The organism is Brevibacterium sp. CT2-23B (assembly GCF_013168765.1).
GTDB classification, from domain to species: Bacteria; Actinomycetota; Actinomycetes; order Actinomycetales; family Brevibacteriaceae; genus Brevibacterium; species Brevibacterium sediminis.
In genome coordinates this window covers 362,898-388,569 of the sequence record NZ_JABBYK010000005.1, presented here as the reverse complement: position 1 = coordinate 388,569, position 25,672 = coordinate 362,898, and the positions used below count along the sequence as shown (strand labels likewise).

Genomic DNA, 25,672 nt, shown 5'->3' with positions numbered 1-25,672 from the left:
TCACGGCGTCCGACGCCGCAGAGTCAGCGAGCCGACGATGATGGCTCCGACGATCCAGCAGGCGATGAAGAGCACCCGCAGCCAGATATAGGCGTCATCCTCGCTGCCGGTCGACACGGCATCCAGCGCATCGATCGCGTGAGAGAGCGGCAGCCAGTCGCCGATCACCTCGAGCACATCCGGCAGCTGATCACGGGGCAAGAAGATTCCTCCGAGCAGGATCTGCGGGAACACGAACACAGGCATGAACTGCACGACCTGGAACTCCGTGCGGGCGAAGGCGCTGGCCAGCAGGCCCAGCGCCGTGCCGAGCAGGGCGTCGGCAATCGCGACGACGAAGAGCAGCCCGACCGAACCCTCGATCTCCAGACCGCACACCAGAGTCGCATAGCAGACGGCCACAGTCGTCTGAATGACGGCGAGCAGCCCGAATGCCAGGGTGTATCCGAGGATGAAATCGCCGCGGCCCAGCGGCATCGACAGCAACCGCTCCAGCGTTCCGCTCCGACGTTCGCGCAGGGTCGCGATGCTCGTGACGAGGAACATGACGATGAACGGGAAGAGCGCGAGCATTGCCGGACCGATGTCGGCGAACACCTCGGTCTCGTCGAAGATCCACGCCACCAGGCCGATCAACAGGCTGGGCACGATGAGCAGCAGGGCGATCGTGCGCGGATCGTTGCGGATCTGGGTGAGCACACGCCCCGTCGTGGCCAGGGTGCGCATCGGGTTCATCGCCGACCTCCCTTCTTCGTCCCGCGGCCCCGCCGATCGTGGCTTGGTCGACCGTTGCCGTTCGCGTTCCGGGAGAGCAGATGGGTCCCCGGCCGGCGTCCGTGCCCGGCAGGTCCTTCACCGGCCGTGTCCTTCTCGATGATGTCGAGGAACGCCTCCTCCGCCGAGGCGGCCCCCGTGCCGGCGAGCAGATCGTGCGGTGTCGTGTCCGCGATGATCGTGCCCTCCCGCATGAGCAGCAGCCGGTCACAGCGTGTGGCCTCATCCATGACGTGGCTCGAGACGAGCAGCGTGGTCCCCTCCTCGGCGAGCCCCCGGAAGAGATCCCACAGATCATTGCGCAGCACTGGATCGAGTCCCACCGTCGGCTCATCGAGGACCAGCAGGTCCGGAGAACCGAGCATTGCCGCGGCGAGGGACACCCGGTTGGCCTGACCGCCAGAGAGCGTCCGGGCCAGCTGGTCGGCCTGCCCGGTGAGGTCCGTGCGTTCGAGCACCCGGTCGACATCGGACTTCGGAGCTCCCTGCACCCGTGCGAAGTAGCGCAGGTTCGCCCGTACACTGAGGTCCTCGTAGATGCTCGCCGACTGGGTCATATAGCCGACCCGATGCCGCAGATTCGCCGAACCGGCAGGCCGGCCGAGCACCTGCACACGTCCACCCGCGACGATCTGCACTCCGACGACGGCCCGCATCAGCGTCGTCTTCCCGCTGCCGCTTGGACCCAGCAGACCGACGATCGCGCCCCTGGGCACATCCAGATCCAGTGAGTCGATTACGGTGGCACGTCCCCTCCGAATTGTCAGCCCTCGTGCTTCCACCGACTTATTCATCATGTGCTGAATATGACATCCGAGAATGCTCCGGTCAAGGGTTCTCACGGAGAGATTTCATGACCGCCGCCCTGCCGCCGATGAGCGGTGCCTGCACGGCCGCCATTCGGGCTCACATCGAGTCGCCGACGCCATCGAGATGGCCCTGCACCGCCGGCGCCAGGCGCGCAGTGAGATCGTCGACAGGCATCGATGCCAGCGGTTCGAGTTCGAGGACATGGCGAAACATGAGCGCACCCGCCATCTGCGTGAGGACGAGCGTGGCCCGCAAATCTGCTTCGGCGCGGTCGACGCCTCCGTCCGCGATCCTTCCCGCCACTGCTCCTTTGAGCTCGCGCAGGAGAAATTGTCTGATCAGTCGGCCGGCTGCCGAATCGCTCACCGCAGAACGCAGAACGGTCACCCCGATCGACTTCACGCTTGTCTGCTCCCAGGCGCTGAGCACCGTGTGCACGAGAGACTCGCCGAGGCGGTCGACCGAGACGTCCAAGGCCGAGCGGATGATGCGGTCCGGCCGCACGGGAAGCTTAACGACTTCCGCGAAAAGGCCGGCCTTGGACTCGAAATAGTGGTGGACGAGTGCGGAGTCGACCTGGGCGCGACGGGCGATTCCACGGATCGACGCCTTGTCATAGCCCTTCTCAGCGAACTCGGCCGAAGCGGCATCGGTGATCGCTGTCCGCGCCTCACTGCCGTTTTCCTTACGGGGGCGCCCCCTTCGACGGGGCCCCGGCTTCACATCCGCCATGCTCCCCAGAGTATCGTGAGACCCAGTTGCAAAAGGTCTGCACAACGGTCCTCCGAACCGAGCAAAGGTCTGGGAAACGGGCCTCTGTTTGGTCAGAACCACCTCGGCGGGGGTCCTAGCGTGGATGTAGCAGCAGTCGTATGAAAGGTTTTTCGATTCACATGTTCAGGCAGTCGTCGAAGTTGGCCAATGTCCTCTATGACATTCGAGGACCCGTCCTCGAAGAGGCCCAGGCGATGGAAGCCGCCGGGCACACGATCCTCAAGCTCAACATCGGCAACCCTGCCCCCTTCGGATTCGAAGCCCCCGAGGCGATCGTCCAGGACATCGCCGCGAACCTGCCCGTGACGCAGGGCTACTCCGACTCGCGGGGAATCCTCTCCGCCCGCCGCGCCGTCGTCCAGTACTACGAGACCCGCGGCATCCACAATCTCGGCACCGACGAGGTCTTCCTCGGCAACGGAGTCAGCGAGCTCATCACCCTCAGTCTGCAGGCCCTGTGCAACCCGGGGGACGAGATCCTCGTGCCCGGACCCGACTACCCGTTGTGGACCGCCTCGGTGGCGCTGTCCGGCGGCACCCCCGTCCACTACCGCTGCGCGGAAGAAGACGCCTGGCAGCCGGACCTGGACGACCTCGAATCCCGGATCACCGAACGCACCCGCGGAATCGTCGTCATCAACCCGAACAACCCGACCGGTGCGGTGTACTCGAAGGAGACGCTGCAGAAGATCGCCGACATCGCCCGCCGTCACGGTCTCATCGTCTTCTCCGACGAGATCTACGAGAAGATCACCTACAACGGCGTCGAACTCGTCAACATGGCCACTCTCACCGGCGACGACGTTCTGTGCCTGACCTTCTCCGGACTGTCGAAGGCCTACCGGGTCGCCGGCTACCGTTCCGGCTGGCTGGCGATCACCGGACCGCTGGAAGAGGCGCACAGCTACCTCGAGGGCATCAAGCTGCTCGCGAATATGCGCATGTGCTCGAACGTTCCGGCCCAGCACGCAATCCAAGCGGCCCTGGGCGGGAAGCAGTCGATCGACGACCTCGTTCTGCCGACCGGCCGCCTCGGCGCGCAGATGCAGGTCGCCTACGAGGGGCTCAACTCGATCGACGGTGTCTCGGCCCACCGGGCTGACGGTGCGCTGTACATGTTCGCAAAGCTCGATGTCGAGAAGTTCGGCATCACCGACGACGAGCAGTTCGCCCTCGACCTGCTGCGCGAACAGAAGATCCTCGTCTCCCACGGCACGGCCTTCAACTGGCCCAAGCCCGACCACTTCCGACTCGTCACCCTGCCGTCCGTCGAGGTGCTCACCGAGGCGATCGAACGCCTCGACACGTTCCTCTCCGTCTACCGGCAGGTCGCTCCGACGACGTGCGAGCTGCCCGTGGTGCGCGAGCCCGAGCACGCGGGAGCACCTGCGGCCGGCTGACGGCCACGACCGCTCAGGCGAAGCACCCATCCGATGCCGGGTGCGGCGGAGGCACCGAGCCCCTGCGACACTGGTCTCATGACAGAGATCGATGATGAGTCGGGGACCGTGTCCGCCACCGCCGTGGCCGAAATCGTCAGAGCTCTCTCCCGCGGGATAGATCTCGACCGGGCGGCCCTATCCCGTGGTCTCGGGGACCACCACGACCTCATCGAATCCTTCTCCGATCTGTCGGCGACCATGACCCGGTGGAAGCAGAAAGATCGCGAGCGTTCGGCTCTTTTGGAGAGCGCTTCAGAGCTCATCCGTGTGCGAGACACCGAGAAGCTGCTGCAGAAGCTCGTCGACCGTGCCCGAACACTCATCGGATGCGATATCGCCTACCTCTCCCAGTACTATCCGGAGACCGACGACCTGCGTGTTCAGGCAAGTCGCGGAGCGATCTCGGCGAATCTCAAAGAACTGCGTGTGCCTCCCGGCGTCGGACTGGCAGGACAGGTCGTGCGCGATCGCGCCGCACAGTGGACGTCGAACTACGATCTGACCCGGCTGCCGCACGAAAGACGCGTCGACTCCGCGGTGAAGGCCGAGCGCATGGAATCACTCCTCGGAGTGCCGATGGTCGTCGACGGCGAAGTCCTCGGCGCCCTCTTCGCGGCCAACCGCTACCCACATGACTTCACTACCGACGAGATCACCCTGCTGTCGGCTCTCGCGGACCACGCTTCCGTGGTGCTGAAGACGGCGCAGCTGATGGGAGACCTCGCAGAGGCGGCCCAAGCCTCCGCGGAAGCCGAGGAGACGGCAGCCGCGCAGGCCAGCACCCTCCAACGGCTCGTCGAGGTCGAGGAGCAGCTGACGCAGCTCGTCCTGCAGGGACAAGGAGTCCCCGCAGTTCTCGACGCTATCTCCGAATTACTCGAGGCCGACGTGATCGTCGTCGACAGCGGGCGTCTGGGCTCTCCGAGATTCCCCGCCGATGAGGCGTTCTTCGACGGCATCACGGTGGACGATGCTGACGTCCGAACGGCACTGAGTCACAGCCGGGCGACTGGCCGAAGCGCACAGGTCGCTGGTGCACAGCACATGTACGTCGCCTCGGTGGCGTCTCACCGCCGACAGCACAGCGCACTGTTCGTGCGTTTCAACGACGAACCGGCGGACGGCGACGCGAACATCGTCGCCCAGGCGGCGCAGACGCTAGCGCTCATCCGAATGAACGAACAAGCCCGGGCTGATGCCGAGAACCGAGTCCGTGGAGAACTCGCAGTCGACATCATTGCCGGCACTCGTGATCTCAGTGAGCTCGAGGCCCGTTCCCGAACCGGCAGCTTCAGCCTCTCCGGACCCTGGAGACTCATGACGATTCAGGGCGACATCGAAAACGATGACCGCATCGCCGCTCGCCTAGTCCGCGTCGAGCCGCGCATTCTCATGACGCAGCGATCCCCCGGGATCACGGTGCTCCTCCCCAGCGCCGTGATCCGCGACAGGCCCACCCTGGACACTCTGTTCGAAGAGTCGGGCTCCCTCGACAGTTCGCTGGTGATCATCTCCGACACCGATTACGACAGGAATCAGCTGCGCACTGCCGAGGACGAAATGTGGTCGTGCATCCGCATCCTCAATTCCCTCGGCATCAGCGAAGGAACCTTTCCCACGGAAGATTTCGCGCCTTACACCGCAATGTTCGGCACCGCGCCGGAGCAGACGGAGAGATTCATGCAACGGATGCTCGAGCCGCTGCGCCGATGGGACCGAACCCATTCAGCCGAGCTGATCTCGACGCTGCGGGAATACTTCGAGTCCGGGATGAACATCCGCAGAACCGCGATTCAGATGTCAGTGCATGTCAACACCGTCAAGCAACGGCTTGAGAGAGCCGATCTCGTGCTCGGTCAGGAGTGGAGGACACCGGAGCGGGCGTTCCGCCTCCAGGTCGCGCTCCGCCTGGACAAGCTGAAGTCATCTTCCTAAGCTTCCATGTCTGGAACAGCCATAGCTGAGCGATATTCACATCCGAAAAAGACATGGCAGATTCCCGCGTGCATTGTTTGACTGATATCTGCGGAGGAACTCCGACCGACAGGCGATGTCGGCCAATGACGACCTGACTGGAGATACACGATGGCAGTGAACAGCCGAATTGCCGACTTCCGAAATATGTCGGTCGATGATCGCAGGAAAGCCGTCGCAGCCTCGACTGGGCTCGACGCCGAACTGTTCAGCCAGCTCGATGCGGACGCTTTCGGTCCCGAAGACGCCGCCAACCTCAGCGAGAACATCTTCGGCGTGTTCTCGCTTCCGCTCGGCGCAGCCACCAACTTCACGATCAACGGCACCGACGTGCTCGTACCCATGGCAACCGAAGAGGCCTCGGTCATCGCCGCCGCCAGCAACGCAGCACGAATGGCACGTCCGCACGGCGGTTTCTTCACAAGCTCGACCGAGCCCGTCATGCAGGCACAGATCCAACTCATCAACGTGGCGGACCCGCAGGCCGCGCGCACACGTGTTCTCGAACGCCAAGCAGAGATCATCGACCTGGCCAATGCGCAGGATCCCAAGCTCGTCGAGGTCGGCGGCGGGGTCAAGGGCATCGAGGTCCGCCTCGTCGAGGCACGGACGATGACGTATGTTCTCGTCCACCTCCTCGTCGATGTTCGAGACGCAATGGGGGCGAATGCGGTCAACACGATGGCTGAGGCGGTCTCCGGAACCGTGGCAGCGATCGCCGGAGGTGACGCGCTCCTGCGCATCCTCACCAACAAGGCGGACCGTCGACTGTCTCGGGCACGGGCAGTCTTCGACAGGGATCTGCTCGGCGGAGACGAGGTCATCGACAACATCCTCCACGCATACGAACTCGCCGCAGCCGATCCCTATCGAGCGGCCACTCACAACAAGGGCATCATGAACGGCATCTCCGCGGTCGTCCTCGCCACCGGGAACGACACCCGCGCGGTCGAGGCCGGAGCGCACTCCCATGCGCTCGTAGACGGCCGCTACTCTTCCCTCTCGACGTTTGAGAGGAATGCCGACGGCGACCTGGTCGGCACCCTCGAGGTGCCCATGCCGGTCGGCCTTGTCGGGGGTGCCACCAAGGTCCATCCCGCCGCGCGCACAGCACTGCAGATCGGCGAAGTGGCGAGCGCACAGGATCTCGCCGAGATGATCGTCGCCGCCGGCTTGGCGCAGAACCTCGCGGCACTGCGAGTTCTCGCCACCGAGGGCGTGCAGCGCGGACACATGTCACTTCATGCGAAGAACCTCGCGGCCTCTGCCGGAGCGAACGCCGAGGAGACAGCGATCATCGTGGACCGCCTGATCAAGGAGAGGGCCTTCCGGTTCGACAGGGTCCAGTCAATCCTCGACGAACTCCGCTCCGGTGTGTCGCGATGACGGCACAGCTTCCACAGCAGTTCGCGTCGTCGAACCTGCCGACCGAAGTCAGTATCTGCGAAGTCAGCGCTCGAGATGGTCTGCAGTCGCAAGCACGTACACTGCCTGTCTCAACACGGCTCGAACTGATTCGGCGGCTCTCCGGAGCCGGCCTGAAGACCATCGAAGCCGGAAGCTTCGTCTCTCCGCGGGCCGTTCCCCAGATGGCCGACACCCGATCGGTGCTCGCCGGGCTCGACCTGGACTCCGAAGTCGCGTTCCCCGTCCTCATCCCAAACCAGCGCGGTCTCGATGATGCCGTTGCGGCGGGAACGAAGGATGCCTCGGTCTTCATCAGCGTCACCGAATCGTTCGCGCAGGCCAACCTCGGCGGTTCCCTTCAGCACACCACCGATCGCAGCCTCGAGGTGGCACGCGCAGCGACTGTGGCGGGCCTGCGAGTGCGCGGCTATCTGTCGATGGTCTTCGGGGACCCCTGGGAAGGCGCGGTCGATCCTGATCGCGTCGCTACGGCTGCGCGTCGCCTCGTCGATGCCGGCTGCCTGACGATCTCGCTCGGCGATACCATCGGCACCGCGACTCCCGGTCATGTGACCGCTGTTCTTGATAGCCTGGTCGGCGCCGGGATTCCGATCGATCGGATCGCCCTGCACACCCACAACACCTATGGCCAGGCGCTTGCGAATGTCTATTCCGCGCTTCAAGCAGGTGTCAGTCAGTTCGACGCATCGGCAGGAGGGATCGGTGGCTGCCCCTTCGCCCGCACAGCTTCCGGAAACCTGGCCACTGAGGATCTTCTCTGGATGCTTCAGGGGCTGGGCATCTCCACCGGCGTCGACAACGAGGCCGTGGCTTCGATCAGCCAGTGGCTGGGCGAGCAGCTCGGCATTCCGCTTCCATCCGCAACATCCTCGGCCATCCTCGGCCGGTAGTTCCATCGTTCACGTTCCCGACAGCCGTCGGCCGACAGAAGGCAGGCAATGATGCCGCAATTGCTCGAGGTGTGGAATGACACCGTCGACCCCAGACATCTCATCGGCGGTATCGCCATAGCCGTCGGGACAGCAGTCCCGGCCTACCTCATCGCCGATCATCTCTTCGCTGCCGGAGACGATGAAGCGCTGGGTCACTCCTATGCGCTCCTCGTCGGCATCGTCGGCTGCATCGTCGGCGCCGTGATCTCCGGATTTCTGTTCAAACCCAAGAGAGTGATCACCACCTCGGCGGCCGACACCCGCAACCGGCAGGAGATCATCGACGAGGTCGTCGAGGAATACGGGGATCTCGGCGACCCCCGCGACCTCGGTCCGGCGGTTCAGGCAGAAGTCCGAGCCCTCGGTCTCTTCGACGCCCTCGTCGACAACCATGAGGCGCGCATCCGCGAGAAGGGTGGGCACCAGTGACCGCGGAACTCATCGAACCAGTACTGTGGGCCGTCGGGATGGCGCTTCTCTCCGGGGTGCTCTTCACCGGAATCGGACTGATCTCGGGCACGGACGAGACGGCGATCGTGGCACCGCTGGCGCTGCTTGTCATCCTCATCGGGGTGCCTCCTGCCGGGGTGCTCGCGTTCTTCCTCGCCGCGATCATTGCCAAACACATCTCCCACGCCGTGCCGACAACTCTCCTCGGAATTCCCGGTGACACCACGGCAGTGCCGATGCTGCGTGAGGCGCAGCTGCTGAGGTCTCTCGGAATCCCGCATATCGCACTTCAGAAGGCGATCTCCGGAGGAGTCGTCTCAGTTGCCATTGCCATTCCGCTGTCGATCGTGTTCGCCCTCGTACTCACCCCTTTCGCCGAGGCGATCGGCGCTGCCGCTCCCTGGATCTTCATCGCCGCGGCCGTCCTCGTCGCCTATACCTCGAAGGGCAAGCTCGCTGCAGTTGCGGGGCTCGTCCCGTTCGTCCTGCTCATCGTCGGCTTGCAGGCCTTCATCATGGAGCAGAAGGAAGCGACCTTCACCACTTCGTTCTTCCTCGGCATCGCCACCGGGCCGCTCATCTTCGACCTGTTCGCTGCGCTCTCCCCCGCCGGACGCCGCTCGATGCAGCAGTCGGGCAAACGGGAATTCAATCTTGCTCCCGACGTCCGGCCCGCAGGGGGATCGAGGATGCCGAACCCCTTCAGGGTGCTGACCGGAAAGCAACTGGCATACACCAGCGGTTCAGCGGCGATCACCAGCGCGACCTTCGTCTTCTCCCCCGTGGCCATGGCTGTGCTCATGGGCGAGATCGTCGGAAGCCGGGTCAAGAACGGGTACGAACGACTCACCACCGTCATCACTGTCCGCAACGGAACCACAGAGTCGACCTATATCGCCGAGACTCTCATCCCGCTCATCGCGATCGGCCTGCCCCTGTCACCGATGGCAGCCGGTCCCGCAGGACCGCTGTTCAACGCTCCTCCTGTTTATACACTCGATACCGAGGCAGGGACGACGAACAACCTCCACGACCTGCTCACGACCGGACAGTTCGCGCTCTTCTCCGTGATCGCGGCGGTCATCGCGGTCGCCATCGCCTACCCATTCGTGATGACGAACGCTCACCGAGCGGCGACCTGGGTGATGCGATCGGTCTCCCACGAGGCAATCATCGCTGGGTTCGCGGCTCTCATCTGCGTCATCTGCCTCTACGAAGGCGGTCTGCTGGCGCTCGGAGTGACGATCACCGTCGGCCTCGTCGGGGGACTCTTCAACCGGTTCATCGGCATGCACGCCGGCGTCCAGTTCATGGGCTACTACGTCGCGGTGCTCACCGTGCCCGCGATCCTCGCGCTGTGAGGCACGTTCTGACCGCCGCTCTGAAACCGCAGCATCACCGCCACTGCCGCGTGACGGTACGGACGTCGGCGACCACCTCGGTGATGGCGGAATTGTGCGCATCGACGATCGGATCGTGACGCGCGCGCCCCTGTGGTCGCGAGGACCGGGAGACGAGCAGGACGTCACGGCGGCAGTCGCTGAGCGGCATCGGGATGACGGTGATGTCCGGGTCGGTCGACAGTGATGACTCGGGGATCATCGCCACCGCCAGACCGGCCGAGATCATCCGGTTGATGGCCGCATAGTCATCCATCCGCATCCCCACGCGGGGTTCGAAGCCCGCGGACAGACAGAAGGAGCGGACCACCTCGTCGATGGCGTCACCGGGGTCGATGCTGAACGCCCAGGTCTGCGACACGAGCACGGCGAGGTCGGGCATGCCGTGGGAATCGCGCTCGATCGGCCCGATCGAGCGCGGCACGCACAGGAACAGCCTCTCCGAATACAGGTGCGCGGCAGTCAGCGTCGCCGGGATCCACGTCCGGTCGAGATCGGTCGACACGAGAAGCGCGAGGTCGAGGTCCCCGGACTCGAGCCGGGAGACGAGCTTCGCGTGCTCGTCCATCGTCACATCCAGGGCCGCGGTGAGCACGTCGGTCCGGTCACCGGCGACCGCCTCGTCACGGGTCTGCCACCTCGGGCGAGCCTGCAGCTGATCGTGGAGGCGCGGGATGACGCGAGCACCGACGGTGGGCACGGCCCCGATGCGCACCGGCACGGCCTGAGATTCTCGCCAGAGAGCCACCTCGGCGCCGAGGCGCTGGCACAGTCCGAGGATCTCCACGGCTCGGGTCACCACGAGGCTGCCCACGGTCGTCGGCTGTGATCCGCGCGGTGTGCGATCGAGCAGAGTCGCGCCGAGGGCACGCTCGAGATTGCGCAGATGATGATTGACCGTCGGCTGGCTCCACTGCAGCGCGGCAGCGGCCGCGGCGACGGATCCGGTGTCGGCCACGGCGCGCAGAGCGGTGAGGCCGCGGGTATCGAGTGGTTCCATTGATCTCCCCCATTGAGTTCAATACTGACTATAGAGCAACAGAGGAAAGTTGCTATTCTCTCGTACCTGCTCGCCTCCTTAATCTGGACGCATGACCGTGCACCAGGACTCCCCCATGCCCCCGGCCCCGCACTCCTCCTCGGGGTCGCCGATGCATCCTGCCCTCACGCAGTCACGCGCGCCCTATGCCGAAGCTCTGGCGCACGCGGCCGACCGCAACTCGCTGTTCCTGTCCACCCCCGGACACGGAGGCACGACCGAGGGCATCTCCGCAGGTCAAGCCGAATTCTTCGGCGAGCACACCCTCTCCCTGGACATCCCCCCGCTCTTCGACGGAATCGACCTCGGCGTCGACACCCCGAAGGACGAAGCCCTGCAATTGGCCGCCGAGGCCTGGGGCGCCCGCCGCACCTGGTTCCTCACCAACGGCTCCTCGCAGGGCAACCGCATGGCCGCCCTGGCCATCGGCACCCTCGGGTCCGGCGTCGTCGCCCAGCGCAGCGCGCATTCGAGCTTCATCGACGGAATCGTGCTGGCCGGGCTCAACCCCGGCTTCGTCTACCCCAACGTCGACGAAGTCAACGGCATCGCCCACGGTGTCACCCCCGACGCCCTGCGCCTGGCCATCCGCAATCACCCCGAGCCGGTGACCGCCGTCTACCTCGTGACCCCGAGCTACTTCGGCGCTGTGGCCGACGTCGAAGCCCTCGCCGAGGCGGCCCACGAAGCAGGCGCGGCACTGATCGTCGACGCCGCCTGGGGTGCCCACTTCGGATTCCACCCTGACCTGCCGGCCTCCCCCGTCACCCAGGGCGCCGACATCGTCATCATGAGCACGCACAAACTCGCAGGCTCGCTCACCCAGTCCGCGCTCCTCCACCTCGGCGACACCGAATTCGCCGATCGCCTCGAACCGGCGCTGGCCCGGGCCTTTATGATGACCGCTTCGACGAGCGAGAACGCCCATCTCATGGCTTCGATCGACCTCGCCCGCCGCGCACTCATGACCTCGACCGAGGCGATCACGGATTCGCTGGAGAACATCCGCCACATCCGTGCGCAGATCGAAGCCACCGACCGCTACCACCTGTTGTCCGGCGAGTTCCTCGGTCATGCCGATGTCGTCGACATCGACCCGTTCCGCCTGCCCATCGACATCACAGCCACCGGACTCGACGGTCACACGGTGCGCAAACGCCTGGCCGAGGAATTCGACATCTTCCCCGAGATGTCGACGGCGACCACCCTCGTCGCCCTCATCGGCATCGGCAAGTCCCCGGACATCGGCCGCCTCATCGATGCCCTGGAGACCCTGCGACTCGAAACCACGGACTCCGCCATGGCGACGAGCCCGGCAGCCTCCCTCCCGCCGCTGCCCACGGCCGGCCGGTTGGCGATGACACCGCGTGAGGCGTACTTCGCCGATTCCGAACTCGTCACCGCCGCCGAGGCGGTCGGACGGGTGAGCGTGAGCTCGCTGGCCGCGTACCCGCCCGGCATCCCCAATGTCCTGCCCGGCGAGGAGATCACCGCCGACACCGTCGACTTCCTCCAAGCCGTGGCGGCGAGTCCGTCCGGCCACGTCCGCGGCGCCGTCGATCCCGGCCTCGCGACCTATCGCGTCGTCAGGAACTGATCTTCGCGCAGTCACCGTCCACCCCGTGTCCGCCGGTCGCTGCCGACAACGCCACTGGACAAGTGCCACTGCGAATTAGGCAACATCTTTCTTGCGTATTTTCTGGACCACTGGACGAATTTCAACGAAGGCAACTACCCTCGGGCGCATTCGGCGTGAACTGTGTCACAATTTTTATTGACACTCCCTGAGTACCAAGCAAGGATGTTCTGCATTGTCGAAATCCGACAGCAACTGCCGCGCAGAGTTCGCACCATTCCGGCGACTCGGCCCTGCAACTTGCCTAGCAGCAGCTGAAACGAGGAACCACTGATGTCAGAAGGCCACGACAGACCCGCGCAGAAAGACAAGAAGCCGACCCGCAAGGAACGGCGTGCAATAAAGAAACAGAAGCGGTTCGAGGCCGATGACTGCATCGTCGTCGAAACCAAATCGATCCGCACCGCCATCGGCGGCACCACAGTCGGCAACTTCATGGAATGGTTCGACTTCGGCGTCTACGGCTACCTGGCGGTGACGATGACCTCCGTCTTCACCGAAGGCATGGACCGACAGATGGGTCTGCTCGTGACCCTCCTCGGCTTCGCCGTGTCCTTCCTCGTCCGCCCGCTCGGCGGCATGGTGCTCGGACCGCTGGGTGACAAGATCGGCCGCCAGAAGGTCCTGTTCTTCACGATGGCCACGATGGCCACCGCCACCGCCCTCATCGGCGTCCTGCCCACCGCGGCCCAGGTCGGCCTGTGGGTGATCGTCCCCCTCTACCTGCTCAAAATGATCCAGGGCTTCTCCACCGGCGGCGAGTACGCCGGTGCCACCACCTATGTCTCGGAGTTCGCTCCGGACAAGTCCCGCGGCTACTGGGCCTCCTGGCTCGATGTCGGCTCTTACCTGGGCTTCGCCGCCGGTGCCGGAACCGTGGCTCTCACGACCGTGATCACCACGTCCATCAACGGCGAGAACGCCATGCTCGACGGCGGCTGGAGGATCCCGTTCCTCATCGCCATCCCGCTCGGCGCCGTCGCTATCTGGTTCCGTCTGAAGATCCCGGAGACCCCGAGCTTCGAATCGAGCGAGGAAGCCGGCCGCGACGTCAAGGTCAAGGACGACAAGTACGCCCGCCACGGCCTCATCGGCGTCATCCGTCACTTCTGGAAAGAGATCCTCATCGGCATCGCCGTCGTCGCAGGCTCCCAGACGGTCGGCTACGCGCTGACGAGCTTCATGCCCACCTACCTGGAGGAGACCGTCAAGGTCTCGAATGTCCAGGCGGCCGTGGCCACGATCCCGGTCCTCGTCGTCATGTCGCTGTGCCTGCCGCTCATCGGCAAACTCTCCGACAAGATGGGCCGCAAGTTCGTCTTCCTGGCAGCAGCCATCATGACGATCGTCCTCATCGTTCCCGCGTTCGCCGTCATGCAGATCGGTGAGATGTGGGCAGTGATGGTGGCTCTGTTCATGGTCGCCCTGCCCGCCGGGTTCTACATCGCCTGCCTGGCCTCGACCCTGCCGGCGCTGTTCCCGACCGCGTCGCGCTACGGTGCGATGGGCCTGACGTTCAACCTCGGCGTCTCTCTGTTCGGCGGCACCACGCCGCTGTTCGCCCAGGCGCTCATCGATGTCACCGGCAACTCGTACATGCCCGCGTTCTACATCATGTTCTTCTCGGTCGTCGCACTCGTCGCCGTGCTGCTCATGAAGGAATCGGCGCACCGACCGCTGCCGGGCTCGTTCCCGACGGTGAACACCCACGAGGAGGCCGAGGAGCTGGCTCGCACTCAGGCCGACAACCCGGATATGGACATCGAGTCCATGCCGATCGTCGACATCGACCCCGACAAGGCACCCGCCTGATCGAGGTGAGAACCTGATCGACTGCGATACCTGATCGAGTGAAACGACGCTGGGCCGTCCTGTTTCGGGGCGGCCCAGCGTCGTTTCGTCGTTTCTCGGCTCGCACTACAGCCGATTGAGACAACCAGCCCACTCTGAGCTGAGCAGCCCATGTTCGAAACTGGGCTACTCAGCCGAAACTGGGCCGTTCTGACAGTGACGAATCAGCCTTCGCCGTCGGCTGTGGCCGGGACGCGTTTGAAGAAGTAGAGGTTCGACGTGACGAGGTCGGCCGCCTCGGCGGCGTCCCCGGACTCGATGAGGTCGACGATCCTCGGCAGCTCGCGAGCGGACTCGACCGCGATGGCCCCGATCTGATCCTGGTGCCGGTAGAGGCGTGACTGATCGCGCAGGCGCAGGCTGATCGCGGCGGCGCGCCCGCCGAGGCCGTGCTCGAGCAGAGCCTCATGGAACCTGCGGTCCTGCGTATAGAACTCGGCGAATTCGCCGGCCTCGGCCGCGTCCACGGTCGCCTCGGCGAGTTCGCGCAGTCGGTCGATCGCCTCGCATTTGGTCGCTGCCTTGCCGGTCTCGGTCACCGACCCGTCAGTCACCGCCTGCACGCCGTCAGCTCTCAGGCCGCGACCGACGATGTCATCGCTGCCGGCCTCTGCCAGACTGCGGGCGGCGGGGACAGCGAGAAGAACGCGGATGGCGATGATCTCCTCGAGGTCCGCCTCGGTGATGGTGACCAGACGGAAGCCGCGATTGGGCACGGCCTCGACGGTCCCTTCGGTGACGAGCGCCATCATCGCCTCGCGCACCGGGCTGAGTGAGATGCCGAGCTGCTTGGCCAGGCCCGCTGCCGAATAGATGCGATCCTCGGCGAGCTCACCTGAGGTGATGGCATCGCGGATGATGCCCAGTGCCTGCTCGCGCAGCGATTCGGCCTGCGGTCTCACTCGCTCCATCGCACACTCCCCTTCGAATCCTGGTCGGCGACTATTGACAGCATAACCGCGAGATCGCACCATTGAACTAAGTAGTCGGTAACCGATTACCCACCCGGACTCCCCACGGAGTCGAACCCACAGTGACGTTCCTGCAATGAAGGAGGAACCCATGACCGCCGACCCCGCAACCGGCACACCCGCACCGACCACGTCTGCGACCGACGTGTCCGCCGATCCGCTGCTCCAGCCCTTCGAACTCGGCAGACTCACGCTGCGCAATCGCATCGTCTCGACCTCGCACGAGCCCGCGTACACCGAACTCGGCATGCCGAAGGACCGCTACCGCCTCTATCACCGGGAGAAGGCCCGCGGCGGTGTCGGCCTGACGATGATCGGCGGTTCGGCCATCGTGTCGAAGGACTCCCCTGCCGCGTTCGGCAATATCGACCTGTCCACCGACGAGGTGGTTCCGTGGCTGTCCGCGATCGCTGACGACTGCCACGACGAGGGCGCGGCGATCATGATCCAGGCGACCCATCTGGGCCACCGATCCTCGAACTTCGCCGGCGACTGGCTGCCGCTGGTCTCGGCCTCTCGGACCCGGGAGGCTGCGCACCGGTCGTTCACCAAGGCGCTCGAGGACTTCGATATGGATCGCATCGTCGCGGACTTCGCGTCCGCCGCCGAACGCGTCGCCGCCGCCGGATTCGACGGACTCGAGGTCATGCACGCCGGTCACCTGCTCGATTCCTTCCTCGCCCCGTGGCTCAACGACCGCGACGACGAGTACTCCGGCGAACTGGAGAATCTCATCAAGTTCCCGATGCGCATCATCGACGCCGTGCGTGCATCTGTTCCCAACGACTTCGTCCTCGGCATCCGCATGGCCGTCGACGAGCGCCGCGAAGACGGCATGGACGAAGCGAGGGCCACCGAGATCCTCCGGACCTACACCGATCACGGCATCGATTTCCTCAACCTCAACGTCGGGATGATCAACTCGGACCGTCAGCTCGCCGAGGCGATCCCCGGCATGGGCACCCCCTCGGCCCCCTGGCTCGAGACCTGCCGTCGCATCCGCGAGGCCATCGACATCCCCGTCCTCCACGCCGCACGCATCTCCGACGCCGCGACCGCCCGGTTCGCGATCGCCGATGGCTGCCTCGACCTCGTCGGGATGACCCGGGCGCAGCTGGCCGACCCTCACCTGGCGCGCAAGGTGGCCGAAGGACGTGAGGACGATATCCGTCCCTGCGTCGGCGCCAACATGTGCCTCGACTCCATCTACACCTCCGGTTCGGCCACCTGCATCCACAATCCCGCTACCGGCCGGGAGGCCGATCTGCCGCAGGAGGTTCCCCACGACGTCACGACCGGACCCAAGCATGTCGTCATCATCGGCGCCGGTCCGGCCGGGCTCGAAGCCGCCCGTGTCGCGGCCGTGCGCGGTCACCGGGTGACCCTGCTCGAGGCCGAGGACGCCCCCGGCGGGCAGGTCCGCATCGCCGCTCGCTCGCAGCGCCGCCGCGATCTCATCGGCATCATCGACTGGCGTGTCCAGCAGTGCAGGAAGCACGGTGTCGACCTGCGACTGAACACCTTCGCCGAGGCGGACGACATCCTCGCACTCGACCCCGACGTCGTCATCGTCGCCACCGGAGGGGTTCCCGATGCCGGGTATCCCTTCCGTGAGCAGGGCCCGAGCTTCGACGTCTGGGACGTCATGGACGACCGGCTCAGGTCGAAGCAGCGGGTGCTCGTCTTCGACGATCACGGGTTCTATCCGGCGCTCGACGCCGTCGAACGTTTGGCCCGAGCCGGCCAGCAGGTCACCTATGTCAGCCCCGAACGCACCATCGGCATCGACGTGGGGTCGATGAACTCTCCCGCCTACCTTCAGGTGTTCTCCGAATTCGGAGTCGAGGTCCGCCTCGGCGAGCGCCTGAGCCGGAAGCCGCGGATCGAGGGGAAGGAGATCGTGGCGGTGCTGCGCAACGACTATTCGGATCGGGAGGCAGAGGTCGTCACCGATGCCGTGGTCGTCGATTTCGGGACGACGCCCAATGATGAGGTCTATTTCGAGCTCAAGTCGCGATCGACGAACCACGGGGCGACGGACCTCGAGGCGTGGGTCCACGGACGTCCGCAGCCGGGATACGTCGGTGCGACGGGCACTCACCCAGGTGCGACGGCAGTCGCGGAACCGACGACCACCTCCGCCACCACCTCCGCTGAGGCGGGGCACCCATTCACGCTGTACCGTATCGGTGATGCCGTCGCCTCCCGCAATGTGCATGCGGCGGTGTTGGAAGGGCTGAGAGTGGGAATGGGGCTGTGAGCACGATCTGCACGAGTGTGGACTTCCATACTGCCGGCGAACCGTTCCGAATCGTCGCCGAACCCCCGGTCGAGATCCCCGGCGCGAGCGTGGCAGAACGGCGGGAACTGGCCGTGCCGGGCTCGGAAGTCGATGATCTGCGCAGGCTGCTGTGCTTCGAGCCGCGCGGTCATGCGGACATGTACGGCGGATTCATCACCGAACCCGATGACGACGGGGCTGACTTCGGGGTCCTGTTCTGGCACAAGGACGGCTTCTCCACGGCCTGCGGCCACGGGACGATGGCGCTCGGCGCATGGGCGGTGTCCTCCGGGATCGTCGCCGTCGATCCGTCCGGGACCACGGAGGTCACGATCGACGTGCCCTCGGGTCGAGTGCGCGCGCAGGTGCACACGGACGCCGAGGGGCGGGCCACCTCGGTGGACTTCGTCAACGTGCCCAGCCGGCTCGTCGCCTCGGGGATCACGGTGGATACGAGCCTGGGCCAGGTGACGGTCGACCTCGCGTGGGGCGGGGCGATCTATGCGCTCGTCGACGTCGCTCAGTTGGGTGCTGCCGCCGGTTCCTCTCAGGCCGACGAGGTGGGCCGCCTCGGTGAAGTGAGTTGCGAAGTCGTGCCCGAGAATCTCACCGCGCTCATCGCCGTGGGCCGGGAGATCAAGGCGGGTCTCGCCGATCATCCGGACACCGTCCACCCCGAGGATGACCGGCTCTCCGGTGTCTACGGCACGATCTTCGTCGACCGGTTCGGCACTCTGCCCGGCGGCGAACTGCATCAGCGCAATGTCACGGTCTTCGCCGACGGTCAGGTCGACCGCTCACCGTGCGGTTCGGGAACGGCGGCTCGGGTCGCCGCACTCCATGCCGCCAGTGAGCTCGCGCCGGGGCAGACGCTCGTCCATGAGTCGATCGTCGGCACGCGATTCCGGGCGCGAGTGCTCGAAGAGACCGCCGACGGCGTCATCCCGGTCGTCACCGGCAGCGCCCACCGGGTGGCCACCTCGACGTTCGAGGTCGACCCGCTCGATGATCTCGTGCCCGGCTTCGTGCTGCGGTGAGCCGAGGCTCCTCAGCGATCAGTGCTCGAGGATGATCTTTCCGGTCGTCGCCCGGGATTCGAGCGCTGTGAAGGCGGCAGCCACCTCGGTGATAGGGAATCGCTCTCCGATATTGACGGTGAGGTCTCCGTTGCGGATCCACCCGAAGATCTCGTCGGTGCGCGAGCGCAGCTCCTCGGGCGTCCTGACATGGTCGACGACGGTCGGCCGGGTGAGGAAGAGGGAGCCCGAGGTGTTGAGGGTATTGACGTCGACCGGGTCGACCGGTCCGCTGGCGTTGCCGACGACGACGATGGTGCCGCGGGTGGCAACGGCTTCGAGGTCGCCGTCGAAGGTGGTCTTGCCCACCCCGTCGTAGACGACCGAAGCGCCCCGGCCGTCGGTGACTTCGCGGGTCTTGTCAGCGAAGTCCTCGTAGCCGAAGACGTGGGCGGCGCCGTTCTTCCGGGCGATCTCTGCTTTGGCCTCGGAGGAGGTCGTGCCGATCACCGTGGCACCTTTGAGCACCGCAATCTGGGTGAGCAGCTGACCGAGTCCGCCGGCGGCCGCGTGGATGAGGACCACGTCGCCGGATGCGACCGGGTAGGTGTCAGTGATCAGGTAGTGGGCGGTGATGCCCTGCATGAGTGCCGCAACAGCGGTCTCATCATCGATGTCATCCGGCAGCGGCACGGCCTTGTCCGACCTGACGAGAGCTGTGGATGAGAAGCTGCCCTGTCCGCCGGTCATCCAGCCGACGCGATCGCCGACGGAGAAGCCGTTGACACCTGCGCCCACGGCGGTGACCGTGCCGACACCTTCGACTCCGGGGCGGAAGGGGGTGGGCAGGGCGGCACGGCGCTGGACGACGTCGAGGAAGTTCACCCCGGCCAGACTCAGGCTGACCTGCAGCTGGCCGTCGGCCGGCGCAGCGGCACCCTCTGGTGAGTCGTCGGTGACCTCGTATTTCTCGGGTCCCCCGTGTTCGTTGACGATGATCGATGTCATTGCTGCCTCCTCGAAGTCGAATCCGATCCGGACTATAGTCCGTATATGGACGACATTAACGGACTGCAGTCCGGTTATGGAAGAGGGAACGGGAAATTCCTCCCTTTGGTCCCCTCGCAGGCTCCGCTGCGCGCCGATGCGCAGCGCAATCGTCGGAAGATCCTCGATGCCGCGACTGGCCTCTTGGCCGACAAGGGAGTGGACGGGCTGACGATGGATGAGCTGGCGCGACTGGCAGGAGTCGGCAAGGGCACCCTCTACCGCAACTTCACCGACAAACCCGGGATCGCCTCGGCTCTGCTCGACGACCGGGTCCGGGACATGCACGCCCGCATGCTCCAGGGCCCTCCGCCTCTGGGCCCGGGCGCCCCGGGAGGCGAGCGCCTCACCGCTTTCGTCGATGCGTACCTGCGGCATATCGCCGGCAACCTCGACCTCGTCCTCCTCACCGAGAGCAGCTCGCCGAAGGGCCGGTTCGACCGACAGAGCTACCCCTTCTGGCGACGCCACGTGGAGATCCTCATCGCCGAGATGTGGACGGCCACGGCTCCCGAGCCGAAGGATGCGAACCCGTCCGATCCGGTCCGGACTCGCGCCGAGGCGGTCATGGCAGTCCTGTCCGCCGCGCAGCTCGATCAGTGGCTGAACAGGCAGGGCCGCGTACTCGAGGAGCTCATTCCGCAGATCCAGGCGATCGTCTCCGCCATCGCCGCCCCGTAGAGGTCGACACGCCGCGTCCCGGACCACCGCGACAAGCAATATTGCGAATAGAATGACAGATGTAATCCAGGTCACACTGCGAAGGGGTGGGTGTGGGCAAGTACATCCTCCGGCGTGTGCTGCTGATGATTCCGATCGTCCTCGGTGTCGCCACGCTGTCCTTCATCCTCATGAAGCTGGCTCCCGGCGATCCCGCAGCCGCATACCTCGGCGATAAAGCCACTCCGGAGAACGTCGCTCAGCTTCGTCAGGCCTGGGGCCTGAACGAACCGATGATCATCCAGTACTTCCAGTTCCTCGCAGGCCTCCTCGTCGGTGACTTCGGACAGTCATTCATCTTCCAGACCTCCGTCCTCGAGCTGCTGAAGCTGCGGATGCCGGCCACCCTGCTGCTCATGCTCGTGTCTCTGGTGTTCGCTGTCGTCATCTCCGTCCCGCTGTCACTGTGGGTGGCGGCGAAACGATCTGCCGCCTCGGCGATCGTGTCCAGGGTCTTCGCCGCCACCGTCCAGGGCATGCCGGCGTTCTTCGTCGGCACCCTGCTCATCCTCGTCCTCGGGGTGAACCTGGGCATCTTCCCGGTCGGCGGCTACGGCAGCAACTTCGGAGAGCACCTCTACTCCCTCGTCCTGCCCGGTCTCGCTGTCGCGCTGACGATCTGCCCCGTGCTCATCCGCAGCCTCACGGCGGCACTGAACGATTCGATGTCGGCCGAGTACACGAACTTCGCCCTGTCGAAGGGACTGAGCAGGAAGCGGACGGTGATCGACTATGCCTTCCGCAACGCCGGAATCACAGGTGTTTCGATCCTCGGCATCCAGGTCGGTCACCTCGTCGGCGGTGCCCTCGTCGTCGAGAACGTCTTCGCGATCCCCGGTGTCGGCTCACTCCTCATGGAAGCCGTCCTCGCTCGCGACTACGACGTCGTGCAGGCGCTGACTGTGATCTTCGGTGTCCTCGTCGTCCTCGTCTACCTGCTCACCGATGTCGTCTACAGCATCGTCGATCCACGCGTGCGGCTGGGGGCATGATGAGCGAACCGATGACCTCCCCCACGGCGACCGGTGCCGGTGGCCCCAACGGGAAACCGCCGCGGACTCGCGGCGGCACTGCGTCCCGAGCGACGCCGACCGCGCGGTTCACGCTTCCCCTGCCGGCATTCCTGCGACGGCACAATCTGCAGCTGTGGATCGGTGCGTTCATTCTCGGTGCGATGGTGCTGCTGCTCGCCGTCGGACCGCTCTTCGTCACCGACGACCCCAATCGGCAGGACCTGCTCAACACCTTCGCCCCGTCTTCGGTCGCGCACCCGTTGGGTACCGATCAGCTCGGACGAGACGTCCTCTCCCGCTTCCTTCACGGCGGTCGCGTCGACCTCATCGTCGCTGTCGTCGCCGTCATCGTGCCCTTCATCCTCGGTACGGTCCTCGGTTCGCTGGCCGGGTACTTCGGTCGCTGGGTCGACATCGTCATCATGCGCCTGGCCGATATCGTCTCGGCCTTCCCGTTCTACGTCCTGGTCATCGTGCTCGTCTTCGTCCTGGGCAACGGAATGGGCAGCATCTTCGTCGCCATCAGCGCCGTGTCCTGGGTGGCCTACGCCCGCATCGTCCGCGGCGAGGTGCTCGTCCTGAGAGAGCAGGAATTCATCTCCGCCTGCCGCGCCTCGGGGCTGAGCACTCCCCGGACCCTCACCCGCCACATCATTCCGAACACCGTCAGCCAGGGCGTCATCTATGCGATGAGTGACATCGTGCTCAACATCGGCGTCGTCGTCACCCTCAGCTACTTCGGCATGGGCATCGTCCCGCCGACCGCCGACTGGGGTCAGATGATGAATGACGGTCAGCAGTACATGGGCACCGGCAACTACGGCCTCATCCTGTGGCCGGGGTTCGCCGTCGTCATCGTGTCCTTCGCGCTGGCGCTCATCGGCGACGGACTGACGAACACGCTGAAGCCGAAGAGGTGACCATGCCCATCCTCGAAGTGGACTCCCTCACCGTCGACATCGACGGAGAGGCCGGACGGCGTCGGATCCTCGACAACGTGTCGATCAGCCTCGAGGCCGGTGAGCCGATGGGTCTCGTCGGTGAATCGGGATCGGGCAAGTCGATGACGCTGCGCAGCATTCTCGGAATGCTCCCGCCTGGCGCCTCCGTCGTCGACGGAGAGATCCGGTTCGACGGTCGCAATATCCTCAGCTCCGGGCCGGGCGGACGATTCGACCAGTGCATCCGCGGCACCGGCATCTCGATGGTGTTCCAGGAACCGGCCATCGCGCTCAACCCGGTGATGAAGGTCGGCCGCCAGATCACCGATGCCATCGCCGAGCGCAGAGGACTGTCGAAGAAGCAGGCTCACGACCTCGCCGTCGAGCTCATGGACCGTGTCGGCATCACCGATCCCGACCGCAGAGCCAGGCACTACCCGTTCCAACTCTCGGGTGGAATGCGTCAGCGCGTGATGATCGCGGCGGCGTTGGCGCAGGAGCCGCAGGTGCTGCTCTGCGACGAACCGACGACGGCGCTCGACGTGACGATCCAGGCGCAGGTGCTCGATCTCTTCCGCACCATGCAGCAGGACGAGGGCCTCGGTCTGCTCTATGTCACCCATGACCTCGCGGTCGTCGCTCAGCTGTGCTCGTCGATCAGTGTGATGAAGGACGGGCAGATCGTCGAACACGGTGCGCTGCAGGAGGTCTTCGACGATCCCCAGGAGGAGTACACGCGTCGACTGCTGACAGCGACTCCGCGCATCGATGAGGACGTTGACGATGCGGGCCTTGCCGAGGAGACACGATGACCGAGACTCAGCCTTCGTCAGCGTCGGTGCGCGGTCTGCGCGCCGAGAACGTCACCGTCACCTTCGGACGTGGTGACCGCGCCTTCACCGCGGTCGATTCCGCCGACCTGCAGGTCCGCCCGGGCGAGATCGTCGGACTCGTCGGCGAATCGGGTTCGGGAAAATCGACGCTGTCCCGAGTCATCTGCGGACTCCAGCGCGACTACGACGGCACGGTGAGCGTCGACGGTCGGGAGTTCGCACAGAAGCGCACAAGCGCACAGTGGCGGATCGTGCAGATGGTCTTCCAGGACCCCTTCGCCTCCCTCGACCCCCGTTATACAGTGCGGGCCACCCTCGCCGAGGTGATCCGCCATCATCGTCTCGCTTCCGGTGCCGCTCTGCGGGCCAGGTGTGCGGAGCTCATGGAGATGGTGCGGCTTCCCGAGGAGTTCCTCGACCGCACCCCGACCGCTATGTCTGGAGGGCAGAGACAGAGAGTGGCGATCGCCCGAGCGCTTGCCGTCGAGCCCAGCATCATCGTCGCCGATGAGGCCGTCTCCGCCCTCGACGTCAGTGTTCAAGCTGAGATCGTCGCACTCTTCGCCCGACTGCGCGAGGAACTCGACCTGTCGATCCTCTTCATCTCCCATGACCTGGCGGTCGTCAGGAAGCTGTGCGAGCGGATCTACGTCATCCACAACGGACGTCTCGTCGAAGAGAACACCACCGAGGAGATCTTCACGTCCCCGCGCGACGACTACACGAAGACACTGCTGAAGGCGATACCCACCTTCGACAGCGCTTACCTCGATCGGATCCGAAGAGGGGAAGGGTGATGGCCAAGAGATTCGCAGCGGTGACTGCCGCGCTCTGCGCCTGCCTCCTGGTCCTCGCAGGGTGCAGTTCATCAGGAGAGAAGACTGCCCGACCCGGAGGCGACCTCGTCTTCGCTCGCGCCGCCGATGCCACAACTCTGCTGCCGCCCACGACGACCCAGAATGAAGACATCTGGACGCTCCAGCAGGTCTACGAGACTCTCACGCTCAACAAACCCGACGGGTCCGGGGTCGAACCGGGGCTGGCAACCGATTGGGAGGAATCGAAGGACAAGATGTCCTGGACCTTCCACCTGCGCGAGGGAGTGAAATTCCACAGCGGCAAGACCCTCGACGCCGACGATGTCGTCTTCTCCCTGAACTATGCGCGGGATCAGGAGGATGAGAACAATCTCTGGGCAGCCGAATTCGACCCGATCAAAGACGTAAAGAAAGTCGATGACCACACGGTGCGCATTGACCTGAAGCAGCCGTGGGGTCCCCTGCCCAGCTATATGGCGCTGTTCGCGGCATCGATCTACCCCGATGACTTCGGCGGACACGACGCCGAGTACATGGCAGCGCACGCAGACGGCACCGGGCCGTTCGAGGTCGGCAGTTGGAATAAGGGACAGAGCCTCGAGCTGGTGAAGAATCCGGACTACTGGGAGGACGGCGTCCCCTCTCTGGATTCCGTGACCTTCAACGTCGTCGCCGATGACAACACTCGTCGCCTGCAGCTGCAGGGCGGCCAGGCCGACATCAATCAGGAGCCTGCTCCATTGAGCATGAGTCAGCTCTCGCGCTCACAGGACATCAATGCCCAGGCGTTCACCTCAACGAAGATCCTCTATTTCAACATCAACAACAAGGAGAAGGGCCTCGACGATCCCAAGCTGCGACGTGCCATGTCGTATGCGGTCGATCGCAAGTCCATCGTCGAGGTGGTCTACGCCGGTTACGCTGAGCCCGCGACCTCGTTCATCTCACCGGGCCTCGCCGGTCATGCGGACAAGGTCGACAGCAGCCAGTTCGACATGGAGAAGGCCAAGCAGCTGGTCAAGGAGTCGGATCATCCAGACGGTATCGACATCACCATCCAGATTCCCTCGGGTGTCGCCGATCGTGAGCTGCTGGCGCAGATCGCCCAGCAGGCGTGGCAGGACATCGGCCTGACCGTTCACGTCCAAAAGCTCGACGACGCGACTCTGACGACGAACCGCACGAACGGAGACTTCCAAGTTCAGGTCAGCTATGCGACCTCCGACGTCTCCGACACCTCGCAGATGATCAACTTCCTCGCCGTCACCGACGACTCCGGAATCCGCTCCGGCTACGCGAATCCCAAGGTGGAGAAATGGGCGGAGGAGGCCGTGGCCGAAGAGGATCCGGAGAAGCAGAACGAGCTCTACGCCCAGATCCAGCAGCAGGTCGCCGACGAGGCCCCGATCGTACCGATCGCCTACCAGCGGGCCCTGTACGGAATGAGCCGGGATGTCGTCGGCTTCGAACCCTACGTGCTGGGCACCTATGGGCTGAAGGAGACGAAGCTCAAGCACTGAGC

At 65.0% G+C, this 25,672-nt stretch carries 22 protein-coding genes; 16 read left to right on the top strand and 6 right to left on the bottom strand.

Annotated elements, in window-relative coordinates:
- The 3 genes from HIM68_RS14675 to HIM68_RS14665 all read right to left on the bottom strand — a co-directional run bounded on the left by HIM68_RS14675 (position 1) and on the right by HIM68_RS14665 (position 2,316).
- Positions 1-735, bottom strand: a complete 735-nt coding sequence (locus HIM68_RS14675; RefSeq protein WP_172173411.1) for an ABC transporter permease — start codon at positions 733-735, stop codon at positions 1-3.
- The gene (locus tag HIM68_RS14670; RefSeq protein WP_172173408.1) at positions 732-1,571 is read right to left on the bottom strand and encodes an ABC transporter ATP-binding protein; all 840 of its coding nucleotides are present in this window, start codon (positions 1,569-1,571) and stop codon (positions 732-734) included. The genes HIM68_RS14675 and HIM68_RS14670 overlap by 4 nt, the downstream gene beginning before the upstream one ends.
- A gap of 109 nt (positions 1,572-1,680) precedes the next feature.
- Entirely contained in the window at positions 1,681-2,316 is a 636-nt protein-coding gene (locus HIM68_RS14665) for a TetR family transcriptional regulator (RefSeq protein WP_139909394.1), read from the bottom strand.
- A 155-nt stretch (positions 2,317-2,471) separates the two neighbouring features.
- Here HIM68_RS14665 and HIM68_RS14660 point away from each other — a divergent pair, with 155 nt between their 5' ends.
- The 6 genes from HIM68_RS14660 (at position 2,472) to HIM68_RS14635 (ending at position 9,945) form a co-directional block, all read left to right on the top strand.
- Positions 2,472-3,758, top strand: a complete 1,287-nt coding sequence (locus HIM68_RS14660) for a pyridoxal phosphate-dependent aminotransferase (RefSeq protein ID WP_367647555.1) — start codon at positions 2,472-2,474, stop codon at positions 3,756-3,758.
- 78 nt (positions 3,759-3,836) lie between these two features.
- On the top strand, positions 3,837-5,735 hold the full coding sequence (locus tag HIM68_RS14655) for a GAF domain-containing protein (protein ID WP_172173402.1): 1,899 nt from the start codon (positions 3,837-3,839) through the stop codon (positions 5,733-5,735).
- A 150-nt stretch (positions 5,736-5,885) separates the two neighbouring features.
- Positions 5,886-7,160, top strand: coding sequence for a hydroxymethylglutaryl-CoA reductase, degradative (locus tag HIM68_RS14650; protein ID WP_172173399.1), 1,275 nt, complete (start codon positions 5,886-5,888; stop codon positions 7,158-7,160).
- A complete protein-coding gene (locus HIM68_RS14645; protein ID WP_172173396.1) occupies positions 7,157-8,092 on the top strand; it encodes a hydroxymethylglutaryl-CoA lyase in 936 nt (311 codons plus the stop codon). Before HIM68_RS14650 ends, HIM68_RS14645 begins: the two co-directional genes overlap by 4 nt.
- A 48-nt stretch (positions 8,093-8,140) precedes the next feature.
- Positions 8,141-8,563: a hypothetical protein gene (locus tag HIM68_RS14640; protein ID WP_172173393.1), complete on the top strand. Its 423-nt coding sequence runs from the start codon at positions 8,141-8,143 to the stop codon at positions 8,561-8,563.
- Complete coding sequence (locus tag HIM68_RS14635; protein WP_172173390.1) at positions 8,560-9,945, top strand: tripartite tricarboxylate transporter permease; 1,386 nt, start codon at positions 8,560-8,562, stop codon at positions 9,943-9,945. The genes HIM68_RS14640 and HIM68_RS14635 overlap by 4 nt, the downstream gene beginning before the upstream one ends.
- Positions 9,946-9,979: 34 nt before the next feature.
- Here the strand turns inward: HIM68_RS14635 and HIM68_RS14630 are convergent, their stop codons facing one another.
- A complete protein-coding gene (locus HIM68_RS14630) occupies positions 9,980-10,984 on the bottom strand; it encodes a LysR family transcriptional regulator (RefSeq protein WP_172173387.1) in 1,005 nt (334 codons plus the stop codon).
- A gap of 91 nt (positions 10,985-11,075) precedes the next feature.
- On the opposite strand from HIM68_RS14630, the gene HIM68_RS14625 reads away from it, so the two are divergent.
- Together HIM68_RS14625 and HIM68_RS14620 are read left to right on the top strand one after the other, a co-directional pair.
- The gene (locus HIM68_RS14625) at positions 11,076-12,620 is read left to right on the top strand and encodes an aminotransferase class V-fold PLP-dependent enzyme (RefSeq protein ID WP_310650291.1); all 1,545 of its coding nucleotides are present in this window, start codon (positions 11,076-11,078) and stop codon (positions 12,618-12,620) included.
- 312 nt (positions 12,621-12,932) lie between these two features.
- The gene (locus HIM68_RS14620) at positions 12,933-14,471 is read left to right on the top strand and encodes an MFS transporter (RefSeq protein WP_139909402.1); all 1,539 of its coding nucleotides are present in this window, start codon (positions 12,933-12,935) and stop codon (positions 14,469-14,471) included.
- A 203-nt stretch (positions 14,472-14,674) separates the two neighbouring features.
- Here HIM68_RS14620 and HIM68_RS14615 read toward each other — a convergent pair whose 3' ends face one another.
- Positions 14,675-15,421: a GntR family transcriptional regulator gene (locus tag HIM68_RS14615; RefSeq protein ID WP_253903977.1), complete on the bottom strand. Its 747-nt coding sequence runs from the start codon at positions 15,419-15,421 to the stop codon at positions 14,675-14,677.
- Positions 15,422-15,572: 151 nt separating this feature from the next.
- Here HIM68_RS14615 and HIM68_RS14610 point away from each other — a divergent pair, with 151 nt between their 5' ends.
- Complete coding sequence (locus tag HIM68_RS14610) at positions 15,573-17,741, top strand: FAD-dependent oxidoreductase (RefSeq protein ID WP_216657156.1); 2,169 nt, start codon at positions 15,573-15,575, stop codon at positions 17,739-17,741.
- Positions 17,738-18,799 (top strand): proline racemase family protein, encoded by a 1,062-nt coding sequence (locus HIM68_RS14605; RefSeq protein ID WP_367647552.1) that lies wholly within the window; start codon positions 17,738-17,740, stop codon positions 18,797-18,799. The genes HIM68_RS14610 and HIM68_RS14605 overlap by 4 nt, the downstream gene beginning before the upstream one ends.
- Before the next feature lie 18 nt (positions 18,800-18,817).
- Here HIM68_RS14605 and HIM68_RS14600 read toward each other — a convergent pair whose 3' ends face one another.
- Positions 18,818-19,786 carry a quinone oxidoreductase gene (locus HIM68_RS14600; RefSeq protein WP_172173381.1) on the bottom strand — a complete coding sequence of 323 codons (969 nt, stop codon included), beginning with the start codon at positions 19,784-19,786 and terminating at the stop codon, positions 18,818-18,820.
- A gap of 45 nt (positions 19,787-19,831) precedes the next feature.
- Here HIM68_RS14600 and HIM68_RS14595 point away from each other — a divergent pair, with 45 nt between their 5' ends.
- The 6 genes from HIM68_RS14595 to HIM68_RS14570 all read left to right on the top strand — a co-directional run bounded on the left by HIM68_RS14595 (position 19,832) and on the right by HIM68_RS14570 (position 25,670).
- The gene (locus HIM68_RS14595) at positions 19,832-20,506 is read left to right on the top strand and encodes a TetR/AcrR family transcriptional regulator (protein WP_172173378.1); all 675 of its coding nucleotides are present in this window, start codon (positions 19,832-19,834) and stop codon (positions 20,504-20,506) included.
- A gap of 92 nt (positions 20,507-20,598) precedes the next feature.
- Positions 20,599-21,537: an ABC transporter permease gene (locus HIM68_RS14590; protein WP_139467525.1), complete on the top strand. Its 939-nt coding sequence runs from the start codon at positions 20,599-20,601 to the stop codon at positions 21,535-21,537.
- Positions 21,538-21,548: 11 nt separating this feature from the next.
- Entirely contained in the window at positions 21,549-22,478 is a 930-nt protein-coding gene (locus HIM68_RS14585) for an ABC transporter permease (RefSeq protein WP_172173375.1), read from the top strand.
- Between the two features lie 2 nt (positions 22,479-22,480).
- The gene (locus HIM68_RS14580; RefSeq protein WP_172173373.1) at positions 22,481-23,311 is read left to right on the top strand and encodes an ABC transporter ATP-binding protein; all 831 of its coding nucleotides are present in this window, start codon (positions 22,481-22,483) and stop codon (positions 23,309-23,311) included.
- The gene (locus tag HIM68_RS14575; protein WP_172173370.1) at positions 23,308-24,129 is read left to right on the top strand and encodes an ABC transporter ATP-binding protein; all 822 of its coding nucleotides are present in this window, start codon (positions 23,308-23,310) and stop codon (positions 24,127-24,129) included. Before HIM68_RS14580 ends, HIM68_RS14575 begins: the two co-directional genes overlap by 4 nt.
- Positions 24,129-25,670 carry an ABC transporter substrate-binding protein gene (locus tag HIM68_RS14570; RefSeq protein WP_139467529.1) on the top strand — a complete coding sequence of 514 codons (1,542 nt, stop codon included), beginning with the start codon at positions 24,129-24,131 and terminating at the stop codon, positions 25,668-25,670. Before HIM68_RS14575 ends, HIM68_RS14570 begins: the two co-directional genes overlap by 1 nt.
- Positions 25,671-25,672 lie beyond the last annotated feature (2 nt).